We start from the raw sequence: 20,294 nt of genomic DNA on the forward strand, positions 1-20,294 counted from the left end.
CGAGCCCGGCCCATGCCGCGACGCGCTGACGGCCACGCATGGAGGATGACCGCCGCGGCGCGGGACGCGTGGCGCGGGACGCGTGGCGCGGGGTTGCGCGGTGCGGGGACGCGCGGTGCGGGACGCGTGGTGCGGGACGCGTGGTGCGGGGACGCGCGCGGTCCGGGGTCGCGCGGTGCGGGGTCGCGCGCAGCAGGAGCCGCCCGGACCGATCACACGCTCTGTACGGGGCGTGGCGGGCGCACGGGGATCACGCGCGTGGGTGGAGACTCACGCGCGTAGGTAAGGATCACGTGCGTACGAGAGTCACGCACGTACGAGAATCACGCGCTAGTGGGACCCGCTGGGAGTGCCGGCACGCCCGGCCCCCTGTCTGCCGTCGACATCGACGGCAGAAGGCCCCTCCTGTCCGTCGCGCCGCTCGCCGCGCTCCCGGTGCATGAGCTGCCGCACGACGCGGACGAGCTCGGCGGGCTCGAAGGGCTTGGCGAGGAACGCGTCGATACCGGCCGCGACACCGCTGTCCATCTCGTGCTGCGTACAAGCACTGACGATGGCGACGGGGACATGACTGGTCCGCGGATCGGACCGCAGCTTCTCGGCGGTACGCAACCCGTCCAACCGGGGCATGACGACGTCGAGAGTGACCACATCAGGACATACCTGATGCACGACATCCAGACACTCGGCACCATCGGCCGCGGTCACGACCTCGAACCCCTCGAGTTCGAGATTGACCCTGATCAACTGCCGGATCACCCGGTTGTCATCGACAACGAGCACCCGACCGGACACGCCTGACACACGAACGAGAGTAGGTCGCGGAGAGGGGCTGCGTCCGGGTTTTGCCCACTTCCGACCCGTGAGGGGGAACGAGGGGTCGGTGACTCGACGGAAATACCTGTTCACAGGCACTCCTCGGATGCTGGTAGGGTTCTACCCGTCGCCGCCGAACACGGCGGACGCCCCCGTAGCTCAGGGGATAGAGCAACGGCCTCCGGAGCCGTGTGCGCAGGTTCGAATCCTGCCGGGGGCACTTCGCAGGAAGTGCCTAAAGACCCCGCCACCAGCTAAGACGCTGAGGACGGGGTCTTGTCGTATGCCCAGGCATTCGCCGCCTGAGCCGCCCCTGTGTCGGGGCGCGCGGACGGGATCTGCACGGACCGCCGCGAGTGAGGTCACGGCGATGGCGACTGCCCAGCAGCGCCATCGGGCCGCCCCGGCGCGCGGGAGACCATGGATGCCGGCGCGCCGCGAAGAGCCCTCCCGCGCGAGAGAGGAACGCAGGCTGAGCCGATGTGGCAGGCGGGTACCGCTCAGCGGCAAACTCCCCCGCCCTATAGGGCTTTTCGTCTGACAAAACGCCAACTGGCAACGTTCGCAACGTTTAGACTCCGTCGCGACGGCGGTCAGCGACAGACGACACGGAGGACACGAATGAGCGCGAGCGGGACCCGCACTTGCTCTTGGTGTGGCGAGGGAGGGCACGACAGGCGGTCGTGCGATGTCTCTCCCAACGCCGGGAAGTGCAGCGTGTGCGACTATCGCGGGCATGACAAGCGCAACTGCCCGCGCAAGTGAGGAAGCACCGGCGCCGGCACGGCTAGGCTCAAGACAAAGAAGGCCCCAGACGACACGCCTGGGGCCTCAGTGTTGGGTCGGCTCACGCGCCTTCGCGGAGGAGAACCTCGATACGACGGTTGGCGAAGTCCTGACGCTCGTCGAGGCGGCGACGGCCGGCGGCCCACCCGCAGAGGACGACCACCGGCTACTACGGGGTTCCGACGGCGGAATGCCGGCGACAGCCAAGTCCACTACCAGCTGCACCCCCCTGGAAGGTGGGCTGCCGGCTCAAGGAGAGTTGATGACTCGCCCCCGCCGAGACCTACGACGTGGATCGGTCTTCATCGCGGCGTCCATGGCCGCCCTCGCTGTCGGAGGATGCACCGCGGACCAGGGCGCATCTGCCCATCCGACTGCGTCTGTCTCTCCTTCCCGTCCGTCGAAATCCTCACCGACGCCTTCCGCCGGGCCCGCAGAGAGCGTCACGAAGGCGCCCATCCTTGTCGACGGGAAGCCGCTCCTCGAAATCCAGGCTTCACGGGGCAGTCAGACCTATGAGTTGGAGAACGGCATCGATCCGGGGAACCTGTCCGTTCTCGTGAATTGTCAAGGTGAAGGCACCTTGACGGTGTCACTCACGCCGACAGGAATGAGCTTCCCGCTGGAATGTACGGCGGAAAAGGTGCTGAGTACGTACAACCAGCTGAGCCTGACCACTCGCCGCGAGCAGGCGTTCATCGATGTCGAAGCACCATTCGGTGTGAAGTGGTCGCTGACCCTGGGCCAGTGACATATTGAGCTGGGGGGCCGGGGTGGTGTCGTGCCTCAGGGGCCTCCACGCGTGGTCAGGTCGGCGGTCACCACTGCCAGGTGGTGCGAGGTGGCCCAGGCCCGCCACTCCGTTCCGCCTCCGGCCCTGGATCTCCGGCGACTCGCGCACTCCTTCAGCCGGGCGTCGCCCCACGACGTTCCCGCGCCGGTGGTCGGCCAGTGCGGGGAGTCGACCAGGTCGGCGCTCAGGACGAAGAAGTCGTCGTTGCCGGCGCGGACTCGCGGATAGACGAAGACCTGCCAGGCATCCGGCGTCGTGTACCGCAGGTTGGGGTCCGGTGTCCCCCGGGACCGTGCCGGCATCCGCGGATGCGTCACGCCGAAGTCTCCGAAGTCCGGGACCCTCCCGTGACATCCGTTCAGGACCCGTCGCCACAGCTGCGCGTCCCGCCGCGCCACCGGCGTCGCCCGGCCCCTCGGGAAGCCGGTCAGGTCGACCGGGAAGGCGCCCGCGGCGATGCACTCGTGGCGCCAGCCCCATGGGGCGAGGGCTTCCAGGGCGCGGACGGCGCGGTCGGCGAGTCGATCCCTTTCGGTCTCCGAATCCACCGGACCGGCGTCGATGAGGAGGTCGACCTCTTCCGGTTCGAGGCGCAGAGCCGTGAGGAGCCACCGGATCTCGTCGTAGTCGGGAAGACGCCGGGGCGGGTCGAGCGCAACGGAGACTCTGAGGCAGGCACCAGTCCGGTGCTCGGCGCTCGCCCATGCCGCCTCCACCAGGACGTCTCGTTCGTCCGTGTGCCGGACGACCGGGCACATGGCCACGCCGCGGAGGCCGAGGGACTCGCTGAGTCGGGCCATGGGGCCACCGGCGTCGCCCGCCAGCACTCGCGCCGTCGGTAGGGCTCCGCAGTCGACGCTCAGGACCGCGCCCTGCGGAACCGCGTCCATCGCACGGTCGCAGAAGGTCTCCAGGACATCCCGGACGTCCGGGTCGGGGACCAGCTCCATGACGGGGCGGATGTGCGAGCGCACCTCCGGCGTGACGTGCCCGAGGGCCGCGAACTCCCCCGCCTTGCCCTTCAGGATCGGAACGTAGGCCAACGGCTTTCCCCCAGCGCTCTCGGCACCAAGCCCATGGACGTGTCGCTCACTCCCACCTGAGTGTGAAGAGAACCCGCCCCGTCGGATAGGGGTACGAACCGGCCGCGGGTCTCGTTCTCGCCCCTCTGGGCCGGCTGGTCGCGCGCGTGTCACCCGGCGATGCGGAGCGACGGGGTGGGCGGTGTTCCTGCCCGGTGTGAGGGCGTCGGGCCGTTCCGCCTCGCGACGGCGGGCCCTCGGCAGACGGCCGACGGTCCGTGACGCGGCACCTCGGGGAGCCGTGGGCGTCATGGTCGTGGCGTGCCGGGGGCGGGGCCGGATCGGTTCCATAAGGAGGGTTGATGGTGGGCTCATTGTTCGCGTCGATTCGCCGCCCTAGCTTTGGGGACAAACGTCAGCCGTATTCGGACTGACCGAAGGGGGCGAAATGAAGTTCGGCGTATATCCGGCCTACATCGGTGGCCAGGACATCACCGGCGACAATCCGCAGTTCGTACACACCATTACCGCCCGTTCCCTCATCGAGGACACCTTCCCCAGTCTGCGTCTCAAGCGCGATCTCGATCGGGGAATCGTCGGTCCGGATGCGGCGGGGGAGCGCGTCGTCGGCGCCTGTGTCGTCGCTGACGAGGGCATGGCCGCGCTGGCGCTGGAGTCGGCCGCCAAGGCCGCCGACGAGTGGCGGCGGGTGCCGATCGAGACACGTCTGGAGGTGGGGCGGCGGATCGGAGAGCGTCTGCTGGAGCACCGGGAGCCGCTTGTCGAGATTCTGGTCGCCGAAGGGACTCCCCGGGACGCGGCCGAGGGAATGATCACCGGAATTCCGTTCACCAGTTGGAGCAGGGAAACGCTCGAATGGTGTGCCGAGCAGTTGGAGTTCCGGCGCGTCGACGGCGAGCGGGAGATGATTCTGCGGCGAATTCCCGACGGCGTCGTGTGCATCAATCCGCCGCAGAACGCGGCGACGGTGAACGCGCTGAACGGGCTCACCGCCCTCATCGCCGGCAACACCGTGGTGGTGCGGGCGCCGCGTGGCGTCGCGCTGAGTTGCATGTACGCGATGAGAGAGGTCGTGGCGCCCGTGCTGGAGGAGGTGGGCGCACCGGCCGGGACGGTCAACGCGTTCTGCGGGGCTCCCATGCTGGAGACCTGGCTCGCCAGCGAGCACGTCGACGACGTGCTCTATTTCGGCGGCAGCAAGAAGGGGCTGGAGTTCGAGGCGGACGCGATCGCCGCGGGCAAGAAGCCGATCCTGGAACTCGCGGGGAACGACTGCTGCGTGGTCTGGCACGACGCCGACCTGGACGCCGCGGTGGAGACCATCACCCAGTTCTTCCTGAATTCCGGCCAGATCTGCAACGTCCCCAACCAGGTCGTCGCCCATCCGGCGATCGCCGACGAGCTCGTCGAGCGGCTCGTCGCGGCCACCAAGGACATCCAGCCGGGGTATCCGGACGAGCCGGGCGTGGTCCTCACCCCCGTTCTCGGGGTGGACTGGTTCTTCGGCTGCCTGGCCGAGGCGCTCGCCAAGGGGGCGAAGCTCGTGCACGGCGGGCGCCGGCTGGAGGTCGACGGGTCGGAGTCGCGCACCGGCTTCTTCGTCGAGCCGAGCATCGTGCGTGTGGAGGGGCTGCAGGGGGCCAGGTCGCTCTCGGTCGTCCGTGACGAGACCTTCTTCCCGCTGCTGCCGGTCATCGTGCCCGAGCCCGTCGCCTCCGACGACGAACTCCTGGAGCAGGTGCTGGAGTTCGTCAACAGCAACGCGTACGGGCTGCGCAACTCCGTCTGGTCCTCCAGCTTCTCGACGATCGAGCGCTTCCTGGACGGGGTCACCAACGCCGGCAATCTGAAGATCAACGACTCGCACAGCGGCTTCCTCCCCTTCCTTCCCAACCAGGGCGGCCCCGGTCTCACCGGCGGTGCCTTCGGCGAGGCGAGCCACCCGATGCTGCGCACCACCCGCTACCAGGCCGTGAGCGTGCTGCGCCCGTCGGCGGACAAGGAGGACGCGTCATGACGACCCGTGTACTGAAGGCCACGGTCTCCGCCTCGGCCGCCGAGGTCATCGAACGCCTCGCGGACGGTTCGGCGTTCCCCTCGTACGCCGAGGACATCGTCTCCGTCGCGCCCACCGCCGACGGGGACCAGGAGTGGGTGCTCGCCTTCCGCGGCGGTGTGGCGCGTTGGGTGCAGCGCACCCGGCCCGTCGTGCGGACCGACGAGGGCGCCCCGACGGGCGAGGGGCCGTACCGGATCGAGTTCGAGCAGGTCAGCGGGGACTTCCAGCATCTGGAGGGGGCCTGGACCAGTACCGACGTCCCCGGTGGCAGCGAGGTCGTCTTCGAGGTCGGCTACAGCACGAGCGTCCCCCATCTCGCGGGCGCGATCGACTCGGCCGTCGGACATGTGCTGCTCCGCAGCGCCCACCAGGTCATCTCCGCCGTCGCGGGGCCCGCCCGGGTCACCGCCGGCGGCCACCACCTGTCCTGACACACAAGGAGAAGCACCCCCATGGAGAAGGTCTGCATCATCGGAGCCGGCTGGTCGGGTCTCGCCGCCTGCCAGGTCCTGCATGCGCGTGGGATCGCGTTCGACTGCTACGAAGCCGGCTCGAAGGTCGGCGGCAACTGGCGCTATCTCAACGACAACGGCATGTCCTCCGGCTACCGGTCGCTGCACATCAACACGTCCAAGAAGCTGTCCGAGTACCGCGCGTACCCGATGCCGAAGGACTATCCGCACTACCCCGACCACGTCCAGATCGCGCAGTACCTGGACGACTACGTCGACCACTTCGGCTTCCGCGAGTCGATCGCCTTCCGTACGTCGGTGACCCATGTGGAGCCCGCGGAGGGCGGCGGCTGGACCGTGACCGCGCGGGACCGTGACACCGGGGCCGAGACGACCCGGCACTACGGCTCCGTGGTCGTGGCCAACGGCCATCACTGGGACCCGCGCGACCCCGAGCCGGGCTTCCCCGGCGCGGACACCTTCACCGGGACCCAGATCCACTCGCACTACTACAAGGTCCCCGACGAGTACGCCGGCAAGCGGGTGCTGGTGCTGGGCTTCGGCAACTCGGCCTCCGACATCGCGGTGGAGACCTCCACCGTCTCCGAGCGCACGTTCCTGTCGATCCGGACCGGTGGTTACGTCTTCCCGAAGTTCATGTTCGGCAAGCCCGGCGACGACATGATCAGCCCGTTCATCACCCGGGTGATGCCGCGCGAGACCCAGCGCTGGGTCATGGCCCTCCTGCTGCGGATGACGATCGGCAAGGTCACCGACTTCGGACTGCCGAAGCCGGGTCACAAGCTGTTCAATTCCCACCCGACCGTCTCGGAGTCCCTGCTCCCCCGGCTCGGCCACGGCGGCCTCTCGGTCAAGCCGAACATCTCGCACTTCGACGGCGACACGGTGCACTTCACCGACGGCAGCAGCGAGGTCGTCGACGCGGTCATCTACAGCACCGGTTACAAGGTCAGCTTCCCGTTCCTGGACGAGTCGGTGATCGCGCCGACGGACAACGACGTCTCGCTCTTCCACCGGGTGGTGGACCCGCAGCACCCCGGGCTGTACTTCGTCGGTCTCTTCCAGCCGCTGGGAGCGACGACGGTGCTGGCCGAGGCCCAGTCGCACTGGATCGCCGACCTGCTCCAGGGGAGGGCGGCGCTGCCGTCCCTGTCCGCGATGCGCAAGGAGATCACCCGGTACAAGGAGAAGCTCGCCAAGCGGTACATCACGTCCAAGCGGCACACCATGCAGGTGGACCACTACCCGTACCTCGCCGAGCTGCGGGGGGTACGGCGCCGGGGTGCCAAGCTGGCGAGGAAGGCCGGTGCGACGCTCGCGGCCGACTACCGTCCGGAGGAGGTGTCGATCCGGATCGACGCGTCTCCCGAGGTGGTGTGGGACCTGATCAGCGATGTGACGCGGATGGGCGAGTGGAGCCCGGAGTGCCGCCGTTGCCGCTGGCGCGGCGACAAGCGCGGGGTGGGGGCGAAGTTCATCGGCGTCAACCGCCGCGGGTGGGTCGCCTGGATCACCTCCAACACCGTCGAGCAGTGGGAGCGGGGCAGGTCCTTCGCCTTCCACACCACGACCAACGGGGTGCGCTGGGGGTACCGTCTCGAACGGGACGGCCAGGGAGGCACACTGGTCACCGAGGTGTGGGACGTCTCGGGACAGAGCACCGGGCAGCGCAAGCGGACCGCGTCCTTCGCCAACTCGATGCTCGGCGGCTACGAGAACCACACGGAGGAGCTGCGTGAGGGGATGCGGATGACTCTGGAGCGGGTCAAGGCCGCCGCCGAGCAGCAGGGCCGGCCGCTGAGCAGCGTGCCGGACACCGCGCGCTCCGGTGCGCGCGTCTCGGAGACGGTGGAGGTGGACACGGCGGCATGACGGACGACAATCTGCGCTGCTCGACCGTCGAGGAGTTCGCCGCCTGGATGGAGAGGCATCACGAGGCGGCCGACGAGGTCTGGCTCGCGCTGCCGAAGAAGGGCACTCCGGTCGCCTCCGTCTCCCGGTCCGAGGCCCTGGACGTCGCGCTCTGCTACGGCTGGATCGACGGCAAGGCCTTCTCCGGGAACGTGCCGGACGGCTGGTGGGCGCAGCGCTTCTCGCCCCGTAAGCGCCGCAGCCCCTGGTCGAAGATCAACTGCGCCAAGGTCGAGAAGCTGATCGCCGCCGGCCGGATGCGGCCGGCGGGGTTCGCCCAGATCGAGCTGGCGAAGGCCGACGGCCGCTGGGCCGCCGCGTACGCCCCGCAGAGCACGGCGGAGATGCCGCCCGATCTGCGGGCCGCGCTCGACGCCTCTCCGGGGGCGGCGACCGCCTACGAGGCGCTGAGCAGGAGCGGTCGGTACCAGATCCTGCTCAACGTGGAGAAGGCGGTGAAGGCGGAGACGCGGGCGCGCAGGATCGCGGGGTACGTCGAGCGGCTGGAGGCCGGCGATCCCCCGCACGGGCCCCGGAGGCAGCCGTGATCCCGCCCCGGTCCCCGTCGCCGCTCCTCGCGCCGCCGTCCGCCCTGCCCGTGCAGCGGGCGTCGGAGACGACGTTGTGGCTGGCCGAGGCGGATGTCTGGGCTGACTGGGCGGGGCGGCTCGCTCCTCGGGTGCTGGACGCCGGGGAGAAGCGGCGCGCGGAGTCGCTGCGGCGTGAGGCGGACCGGCGGAGCTATCTCGTGGCCCATGTGGCCTTGCGGGTGCTGCTCGGCGAACGGCTCGGTCTCGCGCCGGAGGCGGTCCGGCTGGGGCGGGCGGTGTGCCCGTGCTGCGGCGGACCGCACGGCCGGCCCGTGGTCGAGGGGGGCGGGGCGCACTTCTCGCTCTCGCACGGCGGGTCGATGGTGCTGCTCGGCCTCGCTCCGGTGCCGCTCGGTGTGGACGTGGAGCGTGTGCCGACGCCGGAGGCGATCGCGGAGACGGCGGCCGTCCTGCATCCGGACGAGCAGGCCGAGTTGGCGGTGCTCGACGAGGAGTCGCGCCCGTCGGCCTTCACCCGGGCGTGGGCGCGCAAGGAGGCGTACCTCAAGGGCATCGGTACGGGGCTCGGCCGCTCCCCCGCGCTGGACTACGTCGGTACGGGTGTCACGCCGGCCGCGGGCCCCGACGGCTGGACCGTACGGGATGTGGCCACCCCGGACGATCATGCCGCGGCGGTCGCTCTCTCGCCGGAGCTCTGACCAGCGCGGATTGCGGAGTCCGGTGACGATTATCCGCCAAATCGCCTCTACCGCACTACGATTCACCTCGCGAACGGGCCCCAAGGGGGGGTTCGTGAGGGGGGACAACAGTGATCAGAGTCATGCTCGCGGACGACATGCTGATGCTCCGGCGGGCCCTGGTCTCGCTGCTGGAGCTGGAGGACGGCATCGAAGTGGTGGGAGAGGCCGACAACGGGGACCGGGTGCTTCCGGTGGCGCTGGAGACCCGGCCCGACGTGGCGGTGCTGGACATCGACATGCCGGGGATCGACGGCATCAGGGCGGCGGAGCTGCTGAGCCGGGAGCTCCCGGAGTGCAGGACGATCATTCTCACCAGTCTCGGCAGGCCGGGGAACCTGCGTCGGGCGCTGGAGGCGAAGGTGTCCGGATTCCTGCTCAAGGACGCCGACCCGACGCGGCTCGCGGCGGCGATCCACCAGGTGGTCGCCGGGGAGCAGGTCGTGGACCCGCAGTTGGCGCTCGCGACGTTGACGGCCGGGGGGAGTCCGTTGAGCGCGCGGGAGAGCGAGGTGCTGCGGCTGGCCGCGCAGGGGCTCGACGCGCCGGAGATCGCGCGGAAGCTGTTCCTGTCCGCGGGGACGGTGCGCAACTATCTGACCACGGTGGTGACCAAGCTCAACGCGCGGAACCGGATGGACGCCGTGCGGATCGCGAGGGACGCCGGCTGGCTGTGAGCGGGGGCGTGTCCCGCGGACCGGTCCGTGATCGTTCGCGGCCCGGTCCGCGGGAGGTGCCTCGGGGCGTGCCCGGCGGGTGAGGGCCGGACAGGGCGCGGCGTCCGTCGCCCGGGGTCCCCCGGGTCTCCGGGGCTCAGGGGGTGTCCGCCACCGCGTGGTCGGGGGATTCCGCGCCGGGTCCAGGTGCCGGGGCGGGGAGTTCCACGGTGAGTTCGAACCAGCCGTCGTCCCGGACCCCGCTGGTGAGCCGCCCGCCGACGGCCTCGGCGCGGATCGTGAGGCTGCGCAGGCCGACGCCTCCGGTGACGCCCTCGCTGTCGGGGCAGTGGGCGGAGTCCCGGTCGCGCAGGCCGTCGTTGGCGATGCGCAGGCGGGCGGTTCCGTCGTCGACCCTCGCCTCGATCACGCAGTTCTGGGCCTTGCTGTGGCGCAGCAGGTTGGTGACGCCTTCGCGCAGTACGGTCGCGAGGACGGTGTCCACGGAGCTTTCCAGGGGCTCGTCGGTGACCCGGATGTCGGTGCGGATGCCGACGGCGCGCAGCAGGGAGGCCGCGGAGCCGACCTCGCGGCTCAGGCTCATCTGGACGTAGCTGCTGGCCACGGAGCGGACGTCGGTGAGCGCCTGGCGCGCGGTCTGGACGATCTCGGTGATCTCCATCTCGGCGCGCTCCGGCGCGACCCGTACGAGCCGGTGGGCGAGTTCGCACTTGAGCGTGATGGTGGAGAGGCTGAAGCCGAGCAGGTCGTGCAGATCGCGGGCGAAGCGGAGTCGTTCCTGTGTCACGGCGAGCCGGATCAGTTCCTCACGGGCCGCCTGCACCTCCCGGATCAGGCCGGAGAGCCGGCTGAGTCCGTGGACGACCAGGCCGGTGAGGACCGTGGCGATGGTGTTGTACGCCAGCTGGCTCACGCCGTAGCCCACGGCGAACTGGACGACGCCGGTCGCGACGATGACGACGGCGAAGACGGTCCAGCTCAGGGCCGCCCTGAGGACGAGCAGCGAGGAAGCGGCGAGGAAGCCGGGCATGCCCAGCCAGGCGGCGCCGAACAGGGTGAACGGGGCGAAGGTGAGCACCGCCTGGAGCGCTAAGGTCCACCGGCGGTGGCGGGCGGCCGCCGGTATCCAGTCCGGGAAGGAGTGGCTGAGCTGGAGGAAGAGGAGCATCAGCATGAGGACCCCGCACAGGGCGAGTTCCGCGCCTCCGAATCCCCCGCCGATCGCGTAGGTCAGCGCGACGGCGAAGAAGCAGAGGATGACGACGACGGTGATGGTGCCGGCGACGCGCGGCGCCAAGTCACCTCCCTCGGTGGCCCGGTGGGTGTGAGCGTCTGAATCTGCGGTGCGGGACCATCGCACAGGGGCTCCCTACTCGACTGCGTTTTCGCACGGGGTGTGCAGCATAGGCCGAGTAGGTTACGGACTGGGAGGTATCTCCGGTCGGGAACCTCTCGCGGTCAAGCCACCTGATCCGTCCGGAACTTGGTGTTCCGCGACATCGGCCGCCGAACGGCTCCCGGTCGGCAGTGCGGCCAGGACGAATTCGCCGACTCCCGACTCGGCGCGCCAGTCGAGCCCGAAGGCCCGCGCCGAGGTCGCGGTGTCGCCGAACGCCAGGGCGCACGGCCCGATCCCCATGGCCGTGGAGACGAGGTACAGCGTCTGCTGCAGCGCCCCCACCTCCTTGAGGAGCATGCTGTACGCGCTGCCGGGGTAGGCGGTGCTCATACGGCGGAAGCGGGCCGTCATGCTGATCAGTACGGGCGGCTCCTCGCTCAGCCCCGCGTGGGCTCCGGCCTCGCCGAGCAGGGCGTCCACCAGGATCGGCTCGGTGCCGAGCGGGAACAGGGTGTGGCCCGCCGGGTCGTAGTGGTAGGCCCCGCGCGGGAGTTCGGTGGAGCCCGCGACGGTGACGTACAGCTCCAGCGGGTAGACGGAGCCGGCGCTCGGGTACGGGCGCCCGTCGGCCGGCCGGGCCCGGGCGGAGCGGTAGAGCAACTCCCCCAGCTGGGACAGGGACAGCGGAAGTCCGCCGTCCGGGCGGACCGAGCGGCGGGCTTCGAGCACGGTGGTCAGACGGGGGTCCCGGGCGAGCACCAGGTCGAGGTCGGGCACCGGGAGCGTCAGGGGCGCGCCGCCGGGGGCCGGGTGTTCCCGCGCGGTCGCGCCGTCCTTGACGTCGAGGCCGAGCGGTTCGTCGTGGAGACCGGGTCTGCTGCGGTTGTGCAGCATCAGCTCGCGCGGCGACCAGTGCTCCAGTGCGGGGTCCCCGTCCTCGGCGAAGGTGACGGTGTGCGCCTCGCCGCCCTGCGCCGCGGTGGCGAGGTCGTCGGCGCTTCCCCGGGGCGTCCCGGGCACGAGCATCCCGGTCGCCTCCAGATAGCCGACGGCGGTGCGCACCACGTCCACCGGGACGTCGAGGAGCCGGGCCGTGTCGCGCACCGACGTGGGGCGTACGTAGCAGCTGACCAGCCACATCGCCTGGGGGGTGTGCAGCAGCACCCGGTGGGCGCTGAGCGGTGATTCGAGGATCATGTCGCGGCTGCCGACGCGCAGGGCGGCGAACCGGGAGAGCCGGTGGACGGCGTCCAGCGGCGGCCTGCCGGGGGCGAAGCGGGCCTCGCGGACGATGGGGACGACCGCCAGCTGCTCGGTGCCGTCGGACAGGGCGAGCGTGCGGATCACCGCGTGCCGCACCGAGTCGAGGGTGGCCCGGAGCGCCGCGCGGCGCGGGTCGCCGGGGTGGGACCCGGTGTCGCTGAAGCCGGGGAGGACGTTGTCCAGGGACACCGGGCCGTACGTCATGCGTTCCAGGGCGCGCGAGATCACCGGGTCGGTGAAGGGCAGCCGGATCTCGTCCCAGCGGGTGCTGACGAGGCCGGTGCCGGGATCGTCCGCCGCAGTCTCCACCGTGGTGTCCTCGCGGAGCGACCACAGTTCGATCAGTCGGGATTCCCGCGGGGCGGGTGGGGCGGATGACTTCATGGCCGGGACCTCACGGATGGCGCGCGACGGGTGTTACAGGAACAGGGGGACCGGGTTGAGGTCCTCGTACCGGGTGGGGGTGGCGAGCCGGCCCAGGCGTACCGGGACGTCGTACAGCCGGCCGGGGGCGAAGCGGGTCCAGAAGGGGCGCAGGCCGGGCACGATCACCCGGACGACCGGGAGCCCGATGTCGGCCCGCGTCTGGTCGAGGACGAGGAGCTCGCTGCCGAGGCCGCGGGCGAGCTCCGCGGCCGCGGCCACGTCCTGCGCCAGGTCGGCGCGCGGTGTGTACGGGAAGTCGGCGGGCGTCCGGTCCGGTCCCGACGGGAGCAGGTAGGGCTGGTTCGCGGTGGTGGCGGATCGCCACCAGTTCAGCGCGGCGGAGTCGTCGCAGGTGTAACCGGTCCCGTCCGCTGTCACGTTGACGACGGGCGGCAGCATCTGGTTGACCTCCGCCACGGCTCTTCGCAGCGCCACGCGCGGGTCGAAGTGGGCGCCGAACCCGAGGGTGATGTCCTCGGCGGGTTTGTCGGTGCGCCGGGAGAGCGCGGCGAAGACGGGGATGCCGAGGTCGCTGGTGAGGTCGAGGACCCAGAGCTCGCGGTCGAGGTCGGTGTGGGCGGCCCGGGTCTGCTCGATCCAGGGGTCCGCGAAGGAGCCGAGGTCCACGCCGGGCTGGTGGGTGCGGTTGTACCACCACAGGGCCACGGCGTCGCGTTCGACGAGTTCCAGGAAGCCCTGGACGATGGCGTCCTCGCGGGAGCTGCCGGCCGCCGTGCCGTTGGAGTGGGCGGAGAAGAAGCCGGTGGGGCAGGGCGCGTCGTAGTAGAGCATCGAGGTCGGCAGCAGCCGGTGGCGGTCCTCGGTGAGGGACCAGACGGGGGTCCAGTCGACCGGGGTGTCCTCGTCGAAGGGGGCGACGATCCGGTGCGCGGGGCCGTGTTCGGCGTTCCAGGCGGCCCGGTCGGTGAACTGGCGGGAGTGGAACAGCTGGACGGCGTCGGGGTGGACGGCGCGGTCGGCGACCTCGCGGTAGGTGGCGCGGAGGGTGGGTTCGTCACCCTGCCGGTAGCCGCTGTGGCGTTCGACGGCCTCGCAGAGGGCGCTGACCCGGGCCTGCAGCGGGGTGGTGCCCTTGCCGGAGCTGTGGCTGCGCAGTCCGGCGCGGACCGCGGCGAGTCCGGTGGGCGAGGTGGCCGGGTTGTGGCCGGAGTGGAAGCAGTTGAGGAATCCGGGGTCGCGCCGGTCCCGGCGCACCTCCTTGACCACGCCGGTCAGGTCGTCCACCAGGTGGCCGTAGGTCTCCAGCATCTCCTCGGGGGTGAGGGACCGCTCGCCCGTGCCGGTGCCGGACTTGGGGCGGCTGACCGGCCGGACCGGTGACCAGATCCGGCGGGCGGTCAGCTCGGGGTCGCCGCAGGAAGGGCACTGGGGGCGGCGGCGGACGGGGTGGTGGCGGCCGGCCAGGGTCAGGGTGTCCATGGTCCACAGGGCGTTCTGACCGGAGTGGCGGTGTCCGGCCATCCACTTGACCGCTTCGAGGCAGGCCAGGTGGAGTCCGACGGCACGGCCCGCGGCGAGACCGGAGGGCGGCACGCTGACGGGGCGTCCGAGGGCCTGGCCGAGATAGGTCTCGGCGGGGCGGTTGCGGCGCAGGGGTTCCGCCAGGCAGTGCCAGCACGGTCCGTCGTCCGGCTGGAAGACCGGCCCGATCCAGGGCTGTTCGCCGGTCAGCCGGACGGGCAGCCAGGGGGTGCCGGTGGCGCGGAAGCCCGCGTCGAGCTCGGCGAGCGCGGGGTCGAGGTAGCTGTCGCAGAGGACGACGGCGAGACCGGGGGGTTCGGTGTCCGTGTCGGTGCGGTGGATGCGCAGGCCGGCCGAGGCGAGTGCGGCGAGCAGTTCCTCGGTGCCGGCGCCGTCCTCCGTGCCGCGGCCGAGTCCGGCGACGGCCGCGCTGCCGGTGCGGCGGGCGGCTTCGCCGCCGTCCACTCCGGCCAGTTCCCAGAACGCCTCGCCGGAGCCGCTGGTGGTCGTGTCCTGTGCCCGGTGGGCGAGCAGTCCGGAGCCGAGGAGGCGGGTGACGACCTGGCGCACCTGGTCGGCGGGGAGGGAGCCGGCGGCGTCGGCGATCAGCCGGTCGAGGGTGCGGGTGCCGTCGAGCAGCGGGGCGAGAGCGGTGACGCAGGATCCTCGCAGCGCGGTCACGCCACGCTCGGATATGAGGAACACGCCTTCCCCGGGGACGACTTCGGCCTTGAGATGAGGCTTGAACCCGAGTCCGGTCGTGGTGCCCTGGCGGTGTGCCACCGTGTTTCCCCCTGTCTGGTGTGCGGCCTGCGGTCGGTTGTGCGCGGCTGAGGTGCGGGCGGTTACTCCGCGACCGAGTCGCCCATCCAGCAGATGCACGTACCGGGCTGGTACTGCTCGGCGGCCATGGCGCCGAAGTCCTCGATGACCAGGTCCTCGGTGACCGGGGTGGCGGTGACGGCGGTGGCGACGGTGAGGTTCATGTCGGCCCTTCCTGGAGTCGGTGACCTGCTGACGGGGAAGAGTCTGCTGGCCGCCGGGAAGGGCCGACAGTGCCTGTGTCACCGGGCCGACATGAAGTTCTCATGGTCATCTCGCGATGGCGTCACACCCCTTCCGCGGGGGTCGCCCCGTCGGCCATCGCGGCGGTGAGGGTGCTGCCGTCGGCGGGGTCGATGAGCAGGAACGAGCCGGTGCGCCGGAAGTCCGCGTAGTCGTCCAGGGCGAGCGGTTCGGCGGTGCGGACGACGATCCGGCCGATGTCGTTGACGCCGAGGGTGTCGGGCCCCGGGCGTTCGGAGAGGTCCTGGAGGTCGAGCCGCGAGGTGATGTCCACGACGACGGCCCGTACGGTGCGGGTGGTGTGCCGCAGCAGGACCTGCCGGCCGGCGTGGAGCGGCTGCTCGCCCAGGTGGCAGACGGTGGCGGTCAGCAGCCGGACGGGACGGGGCGCGGCGGCGGCCGGGGCCAGCAGGTCGCCCCGGGCGATGTCGAGGTCGTCGGTCAGCCGGACCGTCACGGACTGGGGCGCCCAGGCGGTGTCGGTGACCGTGCCGTCCAGGGTGTCGATGGCCGCGACGGTGCTGACCGCGCCGGAGGGCAGGGCGGTGACGCGGTCGCCGACCCGCAGCACGCCGGAGGTGATCTGTCCCGCGTAGCCGCGGTAGTCGCGGTGCGCGGCGGTGTTGGGCCGGATGACGTACTGGACGGGCAGCCGGGCCGCCTCGGTGCGGGGATCGGCGCCCACCGGCACCGACTCCAGGTGTTCGAGCACGGTCGGCCCCGCGTACCAGTCCATGCGCTCCGAGGGGCGTACGACGTTGTCGCCGGCCAGTGCCGAGATCGGGATGGCGGTCACCCGCTCGACGCCGAGGGCGGCGGCGCACTCGGAGAACGCGGCGGCGGTGCGGGCGAACACCTCCTCCGAGCAGTCCACCAGGTCCATCTTGTTGACCACGAGGGTGACGTGGCGGATCCGGAGCAGGGCGGCGACGGCGAGGTGGCGGCGGGTCTGCTCGACGACTCCGTTGCGGGCGTCGACGAGGACGAGGGCGAGGTCGGCGGTGGAGGCGCCGGTGACCATGTTGCGGGTGTACTGCACGTGGCCGGGGGTGTCGGCGAGGATGAACCGGCGGCGGGCGGTGGCGAAGTAGCGGTAGGCCACGTCGATGGTGATGCCCTGCTCGCGCTCGGCGCGCAGGCCGTCGGTGAGCAGTGCCAGGTCGGGTGCCTCCTGGCCGCGCTTGAGGGAGGCGGCCTCGACGGCCTCCAACTGGTCGGCGAGGACCGACTTGGAGTCGTGCAGGAGGCGTCCCACCAGGGTGGACTTGCCGTCGTCGACGGAGCCGGCGGTGGCGAACCGCAGGGTGTCCACGGCGCGCTGCGGGTCGGCGGCGCGCTGGTCGGCGGAGGGCGAACCGGTCGGGTACGGGGCGGTGTTCGGCGCTTCGGTGAGGTTCACGGCTAGAAGTACCCTTCGCGTTTGCGGTCTTCCATGGCGGCTTCCGAGAGCTTGTCGTCGGCGCGGGTCGCGCCGCGTTCGGTGAGCCGGGAGGCGGCGATCTCGGTGATCACGGACTCGACGGTGGCGGCGGTGGACTCCACGGCTCCGGTGCAGGACATGTCACCGACCGTGCGGTAGCGGACGAGCCGGGTCTCCAGGTGCTCGTCGGCGCGCGGGCCGCCCCAGTCGCCGGGGGCCAGCCACATGCCGTCGCGGGCGAAGACCTCGCGGTGGTGGGCGTAGTAGATCTCCGGCAGGGCGATGTTCTCGCGCTGGATGTACTGCCAGACGTCGAGTTCGGTCCAGTTGGAGAGCGGGAAGACCCGGACGTGCTCGCCGGGGGCGTGACGGCCGTTGTACAGCGACCACAGCTCGGGGCGCTGTCGGCGGGGGTCCCAGGCGCCGAACTCGTCGCGGAGCGAGAACACCCGCTCCTTGGCGCGGGCCTTCTCCTCGTCGCGTCGGCCGCCGCCGAACACCGCGTCGTAACGGCCGGTGGCGATGGCGTCGAGCAGCGGGACGGTCTGCAGCGGGTTACGGGTGCCGTCCGGGCGCTCGCGCAGCCGGCCGTCGTCGATGAAGTCCTGCACCCGGGCGACGTGCAGCCGCAGGCCGTGCTCGGCGACGACGCGGTCGCGGTAGGCGAGGACCTCGGGGAAGTTGTGCCCGGTGTCGACGTGCAGCAGGGAGAAGGGCAGCGGCGCCGGCGCGAACGCCTTGAGCGCCAGGTGGAGCATGACGATCGAGTCCTTGCCGCCGGAGAAGAGGATCACCGGCCGCTCGAACTCGCCCGCCACCTCACGGAAGATGTGGACGGCCTCGGACTCGACCGCGTCGAGGTGGGAGAGCCCGAAGGCGTCCCCGGTCCGGACGTCGGGCAGCGACGGGGCGGCGTACGTGGTGACGGTCGTGGCGGTCATGCGGCACTCCTCTCCTTCTCTTCCGCGTCGGCGAGGAGGCCCCGCCGGGTGAGCAGATCGAGCAGCTCCTGGGCGGACTCGGCGACGCTCTGGGTGTGCGAGGCGATCCTCAGGTCGGGTGCGGCCGGCTCCTCGTACGGGTCGTCCACACCGGTCAGGCCGCTGATCTCGCCGGCCGCCTGCCGGGCGTACAGACCCTTGACGTCCCGTCGGGCGCAGACCGACAGCGGGGCGGCGACGTGGACCTCCAGGAAGTCGGTGCCGCTCTCCCGGTGCCAGGAGCGCACCGTGTCGCGGGACTCGGCGTAGGGGGCGATCACGGGGACCAGGACGGTCACGCCGTTGCGGGCGAGCACCTGGGCCATCCGGCCGATGCGCTCCACGTTGTCGATCCGGTCCGCGCGGGAGAAGCCGAGGCCGGCCGAGAAGGTCCGGCGCAGCTCGTCGCCGTCGAGGACCTCGACGCGTCTGCCGCGTGCGCGCAGCACCTCGGCGGTGGCGTAGGCGAGGGTGGTCTTGCCGGCGCTGGGCAGTCCGGTCAGCCAGAGGGTCGAGCCGGGGTAGCAGGTGCAGTGGACGACGGGGGCCGCGCGGTCGTGCCCGGGGGCGGCCATCAGGACGGTCACAGCAAGCTCCATTCTCGGACCGCGGCGGCCAGCAGGCGCTGGGCCCGCCGGAACTCGTCCGCGTGCAGGTGTTCGTCGGGGGTGTGGTCGAGCTTCGCGTCGCCCGGGCCGTAGGCGACCATGGGGACGCCGTGCCAGGTGGTGGCGAGCGTGTTCATGTCGCTGCTGCCCTTCTTCATCAGGTACCGAGGAGTGATCTCCTCCGCCCTGAAGGCCCGCTGGAACGCCTTGACCAGCGGACTGGTCCGCCCGGTGCTCACTCCGGGGGTGGCCCGCAGCACGTCGATCCGGACCGGGGCGGTCGCGAGCGCGCACAGCGCGTCCACGGTCGTCCGCACGTCGAGACCCGGCGGTACGCGGACGTCCACGACGGCCTCGCCGACCTGGGCGTCGCCCTGGTTGAGGGCCCGTACGCCGAGCACGGCGGTGAGCGCGTCCGGGTGCAGTCCGGCCACGGTCCCCGGGACCTTGGCGAGCACCTCGACCATCCGGTCGCCCGCCGTGCGGACGCCCTCGCCGGCCGTGTGCCCGGTGGGTTCCTCGACGCCGTACCGGACCTTGACCAGGCCGTAGTAGCCGAGGGTGAGGGCCTCGGCGCCGCTGGGCTCGCCCACGATCACCGCGTCGGCCGGGTAGGCGTCGCGGACGTGGAAGGCGCCCGCGCCGGTGATCTCCTCCTCGACGGCGCCGACCACGCGCACCTCGACCCCCTCGGGCGGGTCGAAGTCGGCCAGGGTCTGGAGGTACGACACCAGGCTGCCCTTGGCGTCGACGGAGCCGCGCCCGGACAGCACCTCGCCGTCCCAGCGGACGGGCCAGCGGTGCGGGACGGTGTCCAGGTGACCGAGCATCAGCAGCCGCCGGGGGCCCGCTCCCTTGGTGGCGACCAGGTTGTTCGCGGCGTCGACCTCGGCCTTGATGCCGCGCTCCGCGCACCACTCGGCGAGGAACTCGGCGATCTCCCGCTCGTCGCGCGAGACGGAGGACAGCTCCACCGTCCGGGCGAGCAGATCGAGGTCGGGGGCCGGGGCGGGGGCCCGCCAGAACCAGGTGGCACCGGCCGCGGAGAGGGTGTGCGGCCCGGTGATGGCGGTGTCGGAGGTGCCCTTGAGGGCGATCTCGGCGGCCCTGACCTTCTGCCGCATCCGGCCCTTCGCGTAGCGCCGGCCCTCGCCCTCGGTGAGGTGGCGCAGGCTGCTGGTGGGGTCGGCCGGGTCGGTGAGGAGACCGGCGGTGCCGGTGACCAGCCGCAGATGGTCGGCGTCCAGGGCGAGCGCGGCCTCGGCGGCGAGCACGTCGGCGTCCACGTTGAGCGCCGTACCGCCGTCGGCGTCGGCGACCGGCGGGGAGAGGCAGACCACGTCGAAGGTGGCGAGCAGGCCGTTCAGCCTGGGGACGTCCACGGAGCTGACGGTGCCCGCGCGGTGGTCGCGGATCACCCGGGTCCTGCCGTCCTCCTGTACGCGCAGCGGGCCGTTGGCGGTGGCCTTGACGAGGGCCCCGGTGCGGGCGACCGCCGCGAAGACGGAGAGTCCGCGCCGGGTCAGCTCCTCCTCCACCAGCGGCAGGGTGACCTCCTCGTACGCGGCGACGATGTGCCGCATCTCCTCCGGCGGGCAGTAGCGGATCTCGTCGCCGGTGCGGGAGAGCAGGGTGCGGATCTCGCGGCCGGTGCGCCGGTAGTGCTCCCGGATGCCGGCCGCTCCCCCGGCGATGACGAGCAGGCGCGCGCCGCGCCGGTTGAGTTCGAGCAGTTCGTCGAAGACCTGTGTGTGGAGCAGCGTGGCACTGCCCAGCTTGACCACGTAGAGCGCGGCCTCGCGTGAGCTGGCGACTTCCCCGAGGGCTGGCATGTACGGAACTCCTTCGGCTGTTGGGAGGGCGGA

General features: G+C 71.4%; 17 protein-coding genes and 1 tRNA gene. 8 read left to right on the top strand and 10 right to left on the bottom strand.

Annotated features, from left to right (window positions below; translation table 11 throughout):
• Window positions 1–330 precede the first annotated feature (330 nt).
• The gene (locus AB0D99_RS08715; RefSeq protein WP_362358381.1) at window positions 331–795 is read right to left on the bottom strand and encodes a response regulator; all 465 of its coding nucleotides are present in this window, start codon (window positions 793–795) and stop codon (window positions 331–333) included.
• Window positions 796–964: 169 nt separating this feature from the next.
• Here AB0D99_RS08715 and AB0D99_RS08720 point away from each other — a divergent pair.
• Together AB0D99_RS08720 and AB0D99_RS08725 are read left to right on the top strand one after the other, a co-directional pair.
• A tRNA-Arg gene (locus AB0D99_RS08720) sits at window positions 965–1,036 on the top strand.
• A 1,086-nt stretch (window positions 1,037–2,122) separates the two neighbouring features.
• The gene (locus AB0D99_RS08725; protein ID WP_362358282.1) at window positions 2,123–2,353 is read left to right on the top strand and encodes a hypothetical protein; all 231 of its coding nucleotides are present in this window, start codon (window positions 2,123–2,125) and stop codon (window positions 2,351–2,353) included.
• Between the two features lie 35 nt (window positions 2,354–2,388).
• Here the strand turns inward: AB0D99_RS08725 and AB0D99_RS08730 are convergent, their stop codons facing one another.
• A complete protein-coding gene (locus AB0D99_RS08730; RefSeq protein ID WP_362358283.1) occupies window positions 2,389–3,438 on the bottom strand; it encodes a hypothetical protein in 1,050 nt (349 codons plus the stop codon).
• A gap of 427 nt (window positions 3,439–3,865) precedes the next feature.
• Between AB0D99_RS08730 and AB0D99_RS08735 the strand changes: the two genes are divergently transcribed.
• The 6 genes from AB0D99_RS08735 (at window position 3,866) to AB0D99_RS08760 (ending at window position 9,846) form a co-directional block, all read left to right on the top strand.
• Window positions 3,866–5,455 carry an aldehyde dehydrogenase gene (locus tag AB0D99_RS08735; protein ID WP_362358284.1) on the top strand — a complete coding sequence of 530 codons (1,590 nt, stop codon included), beginning with the start codon at window positions 3,866–3,868 and terminating at the stop codon, window positions 5,453–5,455.
• Window positions 5,452–5,928: an SRPBCC family protein gene (locus tag AB0D99_RS08740; protein WP_362358285.1), complete on the top strand. Its 477-nt coding sequence runs from the start codon at window positions 5,452–5,454 to the stop codon at window positions 5,926–5,928. Before AB0D99_RS08735 ends, AB0D99_RS08740 begins: the two co-directional genes overlap by 4 nt.
• A 21-nt stretch (window positions 5,929–5,949) precedes the next feature.
• The gene (locus AB0D99_RS08745) at window positions 5,950–7,842 is read left to right on the top strand and encodes an NAD(P)-binding domain-containing protein (RefSeq protein ID WP_362358286.1); all 1,893 of its coding nucleotides are present in this window, start codon (window positions 5,950–5,952) and stop codon (window positions 7,840–7,842) included.
• The gene (locus AB0D99_RS08750) at window positions 7,839–8,429 is read left to right on the top strand and encodes a YdeI/OmpD-associated family protein (protein WP_362358287.1); all 591 of its coding nucleotides are present in this window, start codon (window positions 7,839–7,841) and stop codon (window positions 8,427–8,429) included. Before AB0D99_RS08745 ends, AB0D99_RS08750 begins: the two co-directional genes overlap by 4 nt.
• Window positions 8,426–9,130 (top strand): 4'-phosphopantetheinyl transferase superfamily protein, encoded by a 705-nt coding sequence (locus AB0D99_RS08755; protein ID WP_362358288.1) that lies wholly within the window; start codon window positions 8,426–8,428, stop codon window positions 9,128–9,130. The genes AB0D99_RS08750 and AB0D99_RS08755 overlap by 4 nt, the downstream gene beginning before the upstream one ends.
• 110 nt (window positions 9,131–9,240) lie before the next feature.
• Window positions 9,241–9,846, top strand: coding sequence for a response regulator transcription factor (locus AB0D99_RS08760; RefSeq protein WP_362358289.1), 606 nt, complete (start codon window positions 9,241–9,243; stop codon window positions 9,844–9,846).
• Between the two features lie 136 nt (window positions 9,847–9,982).
• Here the strand turns inward: AB0D99_RS08760 and AB0D99_RS08765 are convergent, their stop codons facing one another.
• The 8 genes from AB0D99_RS08765 to AB0D99_RS08800 all read right to left on the bottom strand — a co-directional run bounded on the left by AB0D99_RS08765 (window position 9,983) and on the right by AB0D99_RS08800 (window position 20,261).
• Entirely contained in the window at window positions 9,983–11,143 is a 1,161-nt protein-coding gene (locus AB0D99_RS08765; protein ID WP_362358290.1) for a histidine kinase, read from the bottom strand.
• A 120-nt stretch (window positions 11,144–11,263) separates the two neighbouring features.
• Window positions 11,264–12,832, bottom strand: coding sequence for a SagB family peptide dehydrogenase (locus tag AB0D99_RS08770; RefSeq protein WP_362358291.1), 1,569 nt, complete (start codon window positions 12,830–12,832; stop codon window positions 11,264–11,266).
• A 33-nt stretch (window positions 12,833–12,865) separates the two neighbouring features.
• Window positions 12,866–15,139: a TOMM precursor leader peptide-binding protein gene (locus tag AB0D99_RS08775; protein ID WP_362358292.1), complete on the bottom strand. Its 2,274-nt coding sequence runs from the start codon at window positions 15,137–15,139 to the stop codon at window positions 12,866–12,868.
• A gap of 62 nt (window positions 15,140–15,201) precedes the next feature.
• Window positions 15,202–15,342, bottom strand: a complete 141-nt coding sequence (locus tag AB0D99_RS08780) for a hypothetical protein (protein ID WP_362358293.1) — start codon at window positions 15,340–15,342, stop codon at window positions 15,202–15,204.
• Window positions 15,343–15,464: 122 nt separating this feature from the next.
• Entirely contained in the window at window positions 15,465–16,733 is a 1,269-nt protein-coding gene (locus AB0D99_RS08785; RefSeq protein WP_362358382.1) for a GTP-binding protein, read from the bottom strand.
• An 89-nt stretch (window positions 16,734–16,822) separates the two neighbouring features.
• On the bottom strand, window positions 16,823–17,782 hold the full coding sequence (cysD, locus tag AB0D99_RS08790) for a sulfate adenylyltransferase subunit CysD (protein ID WP_362358294.1): 960 nt from the start codon (window positions 17,780–17,782) through the stop codon (window positions 16,823–16,825).
• A complete protein-coding gene (gene cysC / locus AB0D99_RS08795; RefSeq protein WP_362358383.1) occupies window positions 17,779–18,396 on the bottom strand; it encodes an adenylyl-sulfate kinase in 618 nt (205 codons plus the stop codon). The genes cysD and cysC overlap by 4 nt, the downstream gene beginning before the upstream one ends.
• Before the next feature lie 8 nt (window positions 18,397–18,404).
• Window positions 18,405–20,261 carry a M20/M25/M40 family metallo-hydrolase gene (locus tag AB0D99_RS08800; protein WP_362358295.1) on the bottom strand — a complete coding sequence of 619 codons (1,857 nt, stop codon included), beginning with the start codon at window positions 20,259–20,261 and terminating at the stop codon, window positions 18,405–18,407.
• Between the last annotated feature and the right edge of the window lie 33 nt (window positions 20,262–20,294).

The organism is Streptomyces sp. NPDC047971 (genome assembly GCF_040653355.1).
In the GTDB taxonomy this organism is placed as follows: Bacteria; Actinomycetota; Actinomycetes; order Streptomycetales; family Streptomycetaceae; genus Streptomyces.